4 protein-coding genes are annotated in these 6,685 nt (G+C 34.8%); 1 reads left to right on the forward strand and 3 read right to left on the reverse strand.

The window, feature by feature from the left end; genetic code table 11:
• Positions 1-18: 18 nt before the first annotated feature.
• Positions 19-1,803 carry a T9SS type A sorting domain-containing protein gene (locus LNQ34_RS22365; RefSeq protein WP_230001322.1) on the reverse strand — a complete coding sequence of 595 codons (1,785 nt, stop codon included), beginning with the start codon at positions 1,801-1,803 and terminating at the stop codon, positions 19-21.
• Positions 1,804-1,849: 46 nt separating this feature from the next.
• On the opposite strand from LNQ34_RS22365, the gene LNQ34_RS22370 reads away from it, so the two are divergent.
• Positions 1,850-2,092: a hypothetical protein gene (locus LNQ34_RS22370; RefSeq protein WP_123923537.1), complete on the forward strand. Its 243-nt coding sequence runs from the start codon at positions 1,850-1,852 to the stop codon at positions 2,090-2,092.
• Positions 2,093-2,713: 621 nt separating this feature from the next.
• Here the strand turns inward: LNQ34_RS22370 and LNQ34_RS22375 are convergent.
• A complete protein-coding gene (locus LNQ34_RS22375) occupies positions 2,714-3,610 on the reverse strand; it encodes a PorP/SprF family type IX secretion system membrane protein (protein ID WP_070905705.1) in 897 nt (298 codons plus the stop codon).
• Positions 3,611-3,662: 52 nt separating this feature from the next.
• On the reverse strand, positions 3,663-6,685 hold a 3,023-nt coding region (locus tag LNQ34_RS22380), incomplete at its 5' end, for a T9SS type B sorting domain-containing protein (RefSeq protein ID WP_230001323.1).

A 6,685-nucleotide genomic window follows, 5' to 3' on the forward strand; every position in this document is an offset into this window, starting at 1 on the left:
TATTTTGAGTAATTACTCTTAATTTTTAGAGTTTAAAATGATTATTTTCTCCGTGAATCTTTCATTATTCAGAGTTAAAAATTGGGCAATATAAACTCCATTGCTTAATCCATTGGTTGAAAAAATATAATTTTGTTCTGTTCCCAGATTTTCTTTATGCAGAATAACTTTCCCGGTTATTTCATAAAGCTTAAACGTTCTTAAAGAAAGATTTTTGGGATTAGATACTTTTAAACTATTATTGATATTATCCTGATTAATGAAAAACGGATTATAGTTTTTTTCACTGGTATTAAGTGTTTTATCGTCTTTGAATGTAATTTTAAAACGATCTGTATAAACGCCCTTTTCAAGATTTACCTCATACATTCCATTTTTTATGTCATGAAAAGAATTATTCAGTGCATCATAGAGGTAAATCATTTGCGAAGCTTCCCAATTTATTACCTCGGGAATCTTGAATTTAAAGGTAGTATTGGTAGTTGCTTTTACGATTATGGGGATTTTTTTTTCAGCATCAAAATTTAAACCCTGAATGATATAATTATTATTTTCTATTAAAAAGTTCACATCATTAGGAAGTTCATCCATACCTAGCGCATCAATACCAATATCAACTCCATCTGTTGCGCGAGAGACAAATACAAGAGCTAATTGTCTGGTAAACTCATTATTGATTATAACATTTAATTTAAGGTATGAAATCCCCTCAGTGGCTTCAATTCCTTTGACGCTCTTTTCTTTAGGAATATGTTTTTCAAACTGTGACAAACCACTTCCTTGTTTGTAAAATGCCCTATGGGCATTTTTAAACGTCGCAGTCCCGCTAGCGGTCGCATTAATTACAAACCCCTGGCCAATTGGAGAATATTTTCTTTGTATTACAAGTCCGGAAGACAGTCCCGTGTTGTTTACTGAGCCATCCGGATTATAAGTATTGAAAGTGGCCGGTACATATATACCATTGGAACCTAAACTGATTGGAGAATATGCACCATAGCCCCCTTTGTAATTTACTAAGGTGTGTGTGTTTACTGTCTTATCTTGTTCCCAGAAGTAAGCAATACCACCTGTATTTGCATTAGAAGGATCTAAAAGAAAAGCATTTAAATGTAAAGCTGATGGATATGGATTTCCGGTTAAAGTGGCATTATTAGCCCCTAAGGAAATAGTAATATTGCCATCATTTGGTTTTCCTCTAAAATCATATCTTTGTGACCCGCCGGAATTATTTGTAACACCGGTTCCCTCAGGATCGGTTGAATCAGTTCCACTTGTTCCTTTCATTGAAAAACCTTCACCAGGTGCTAAAATAGTAGATCCCCCAACAAAAATCCATTGCGAATAATTATTGGCATTTATGAGTTTATAAACCCATTTTGATGCTATTGCCAGAGGATTGGAAGTTCCATCGGAATTACTTACGGGTAAAATTGTTGATGCTACTGAAGCAATTTCCGTGGTAGGTCTGCTCAGCAATGTAATACCAAAGTTTTCATTTCCGGATGAATTCGTGGCGTTTCCAACAGGAGAACACCAATAATTATAATCGAAATTATCTGAAGTTCCCCTTTGATAAACTGACAATGTACCCAATCCCGAATTAGTTGAATTCCCTGTTGTTCCCTGCAACAATTGTGAATTATTACGTAGGTAGAGATTAGAATTCAAAGCTAAGTTGATACTCTGTTGAACATATAACACTTCATTCTTTACATACATGTTCGTATTTGGACTGAAATAAATTTGTGAGATACATTTTGAATTAATCAACAGGAAAATAAATAGAATTATGATCTTCATTACTTTAACTTTAAGATTAATAGCGTTTATTTACTAAAACTGTATATTGGATGTTTTTCTTTTTTTAATTAAAAAAAAAGCTCCAAGTATTATTCCGCTTAGAAATAATATCGAAATTTCATTGTCTATTGGTACAGGATCTCCAACTGGTGGAGGTATGGATTGCGGTTGTGGTACTGGGGGCGATGGCGCAGCTATGTTATTATGCGAAATAAAAAGAAGAATTACTACCAATTTTAACGATTTAACTTTCATATTACTTAGGATTAAGAGTTGCGAAATTGATTAAATTGTAATTTTTTTATTATTCTATTTTTGGTATAACAACAATAAATTAGGTAATTTGCTTATGTGAAGATATAAAAAATCTTACAAAATAAAAATTAAAAAAAATAATTTTGCGTAAAATTATTTACATTATAGAATTACTGTTGAAAACATTATCTTCAAAAGGTCACAAAGTAATATCCCATCGCCATTTTATATAAAAAAGTATTCCCATTTAACATACTGAAAAGTAAACTCGAGTTATCTTCTATTGTGCCACAATAAATTAAGGCAGCAAATTCATTTATAATCCTGCTTTACTTTGTAACATCCGATCATTGCAAAATCGTAGCACGGTATATACGTTTTTTAAACAAGGAATTCGGTAAAACTAAATTCTAAAAGTTTTAGATTCGGATATATTAAGTATCAATATAATCTTCACTTAAATAATTATATATAAATTAACCATTTTTGATCTATTTAGAACTTTGAAAATTTCAAAACCAAATTCTTAAAAACATAATTGAATGAAAGATCTACCTTAAGTTTTACTCCATTTTAAACTAGCACATCCATGTACTGTATCTACCTAAAAACAACTCTACTACTTTAACATTCTCCAACTAATACACTAGAAAAATTAAGGAGTTGTCGCTTTACCCTTATATTTAAATAATTCATAACGTAAAAATATTTCATGCGAGCCAGAGTTATACTTGTTCAAATTGGTCGTTTCCCAATCATAACCATAGCCAATATACAGTGAGTCACTAACCTGAAATCCTGCCATAGCGCTTATTGCAGCGCTCCATCTGTAGGCTGCGCCAACGACGAGTTTATCGATAAACATAAAGTTTGCCGAAACATCTGCCTGTAATGGAGCTCCATCGACCATTTTTAAAAATGCAGCTGGTTTGAATTTTACATCCGAGCCGAAATCGAATACATAGCCCGCCATAAAATAATAATTAATTCTACTCTTGTATATGGCAATATCATTATCATTGTAACGGTTGGTTTCAATAAAATTCGGAACCGATAAACCTAAATAGGCTTTACTGGAATGCCAATAGATTCCGGCTCCGATATTGGGTTTAAAAATATTGTCTAAATTCTGGAATTGTGGATCTCCCTGATGGAGAGTATTGAGTTTATTAACGTCCAAACTGAATAGACTTCCAGTTGCTTTGAGACCAAATGAAAGTTTGAAATCTGAAGAAGTTTGTACGGAATAAGAAAGATCAGCAGAAAAAGTACTTTCGTTGGTGGGTCCAATTTTATCATTAACAAAAGAAAAACCTACCCCTAAATTACTATTATTTATGGGCGAATTTACAGAGAAACTACTTGTTTTAGGAGCTCCGTCAAGTCCAATCCACTGCGTACGATATAATCCAAAAATGCTCAAAACTCCCCGGGATCCTGCATACGCGGGATTGATCGTTATAGTATTGTACATGTATTGTGTAAATTGAGCATCTTGTTGCGCAAACCCCATGACAGAAAAAAACATTAAAACTAAAACTAATTTTCTCATTTATTTTACTTTTAAGAGTGGTTTAATAAAAAACTATTATTCCCTTTTCCAATTACTTAGTAAGAAATAAATATCCTGCCAATTGATGCGTCTTTGACTCACTATTTTTGTATTTTAAAATATAATAGTAGGTGCCCTCTGGTAGTCCGTCAGTATCTTTAACAGTTGCGCGACCATCTGAAAATCCTCTAAATACGACATTAAGATTATCATAATGATTTCCCTGGTAGACCAAAACTCCCCAACGATTATAAATTTCAACAACATTATCAGGATAACATTCTATTCCTTGGATATAAAATAGCTCATTCATTTTATCCGAGTTCATGGAAATAGCATTGAATACTTTTATAACACAACCCGAAATTGGCAATACTGTAGGTTTATCATCAACCACACTTCCATAATCTGATTTGTCTTTCACTAAAACTCCGTTTGTACTTATTCCTGATACTTCAGCCTGATTTGATATACTTCCCAGATTAATATCCGATTGCATAATAGAATAAACACCTGTAAATGAAGCTGAATCTACTTGACCAACTGCCAAATCTATTGCCCCCCCTGTCATGATTATTCCTGTTAGCGGATCTCTTACAGATACCTTTGTCAAAGCTACATTTCCAGTATTAGTCACTATAAAATTATAGGTAACAGTTTCTCCTGCCTCTGCATACCCATTTCCGTTTTCGTCATTAAAATGAGCTGTTTTCACTAATGCAATACTTGGCCTTGCTACAAATACAGTTACAGAAGCCGCGCTACAATTGGAAGGGTTTGCTTCTTCACAAATCGTATAAGTTAAAGTATAAGTCCCCCCAGGAGTGTTTGGTAAAATATCCAAAGTTCCATTTGAATTAGATACGAAGTTGACGTTTGGCACAACAGTTAATATAACATCTTGCGGATCTATAGGTAATCCATTGAAGGTATCATTTGCAAGAACATTTAAGAAACCTTTTGTACCAGATATTCCATCAACCGGATCTGCTGAATCATCGACAGCGACCAGATTTGCAAAAGAGGTACAACTGATTCCAAAATCTAAATCTAAATGCACACTTTCCGTTGTACTCAGCGTAACCGTTTTGATACTTTGGGCTGTGACACCGCAAACCATAAAACTTTGGGTTCTATTTGTTTTAGAAGAAATTTCCTTTAGAGTATTGCCCGGAATAATTTTTACCAAGCCAGTACTGCCAATTGCCTGCGATTGTGCCTCTAGATTTGAATCCATTTGCAATTTAATGCTATACTCTCCCCATGGGTTTGAAGCTCCAGGTCTGTCTCTCCAGTATCCTTGAATTCCTATTATCGTACTTTTTGAATATCCGTTTGGACCTGTTATCAAAATATTTGGACTTTTAGAATTTCCAAACCCTGCCCTATTTAACTCTCCGGCATTAAGCGGTCCTTTGCTACTACCATCTCCATTAAAATCAATCCATTCCCATTGACTATAATCAACAGAACCGTTTGCATCAGGAATATTTTTGGTAACAATTCCATCATTATTGGCATCATACCATTCATCCTGAATTCCATTACCATTCAGATCATACCATACATAGTCCCCTAATACAGGTAATGCAGAGAGATCATATTCAAAATCAAATTTTTGGAATTCACAATTTTGTATGGTTGTAAAACGTAAACTTCCGTTTACAGGATACAATTGATATACAGTATTTATATTTGCATCCTGAACCTGTACCAAATAATCTCCAGGAATTATTCCTGAAAAACTATAAGATCCATCGCTTTTTGTAATTTGCAATAAAATGGGGCCGGTCGTTTTATTTTGTGGAATCAAAGTCACGGGGACATTTGCCAATACAGTATTAGTCTTTAAATTTTTAACAATCCCTGCAATATTTACTGTTGAATTACACGTTACTACAATTTCATCTGAAACTGTTGCACAAGTCTGTGGAATCAATCTATCACACAGTTCATAAACAACATTATAAATCCCTGGTGCTATTCCTGCGGCCACAGTTACTTTTCCGGTTACCGGATCCAATGTGATTCCTGCTGGCCATACTCCTGATACTGCAACAGTCGCATTTCCTGTCGCTCCTAATGTTGCCGGCATTCCATTTACAATATCATTCGACGTAATGTTTGCGAAAACTGTTCCTCCTTTTACTACAATGCTCCCATTTTCAGAAATTGGCTCTACAATTGATAGCACTTTGATTTCATTTGAAACTGTTGCGCAAGCCTGCGGAGTCAATTTATCACACAATTCGTAAACTACATTGTAAGTACCCGGTACTGTTCCTGCGGCCACAGTTACTTTTCCGGTTGCCGGATCCAATGTGATTCCTGCTGGCCATACTCCTGATACTGCAACAGTCGCATTTCCTGTCGCTCCTAATGTTGCCGGCATTCCATTTACAATATCATTTGATGTGATGTTTGCGAAAACTGTTCCTCCTTTTGCTACAATGGTTCTATTTTCGAATATTGGACATACATAATTATTTAACACAATAGCTTCTGATGATAATGAACTGCATAATCCCGATTTTGCTATTACAGTATAAAAACCAACAGGAGCAGTCACTTTATTTCCAACTATACTTACACCACTTGATGGAATTACTTCATAGGAGTATAAACCATTATAATTTGAAATATTAAAGCTACCATTAGCATCTGAACAAGATGGCTGAATCAAATTATTTAATACTGGCTTTGGTATTAAATCTACCGTTACGGTTGTACTACTAGAGCTTATTTCCGTACAGTTGCCGTTTTTAACTATCGCTCTAAACTGTGTGGTCTGAATCAAATTTCCTGAAGTATAACTAGTTGTTGTGTTAGCAATGTCGCTCCAGCTTAAAAATGGATTAACAGCAGATTGCCATTTGACTACGGTACCTGTATGTCCGCTTAAAGTCAGTTCTGCACTTGGACTTCCCAAACAAATCGTACTTCCTCCGTTTACGGAACCTGCAATGGTAAGCGCATCTACCATAACGATTACCTCAAATCTGTCAGCTGACTCACAGCCAGAAACCGTCTGAGAAGCAAAATAATGCGTTCCATCTGTCAAAGGGGTACTCGTAA

Origin of the sequence: Flavobacterium lipolyticum (genome assembly GCF_020905335.1) — a bacterium.
Classification (GTDB): Bacteria; Bacteroidota; Bacteroidia; order Flavobacteriales; family Flavobacteriaceae; genus Flavobacterium; species Flavobacterium lipolyticum.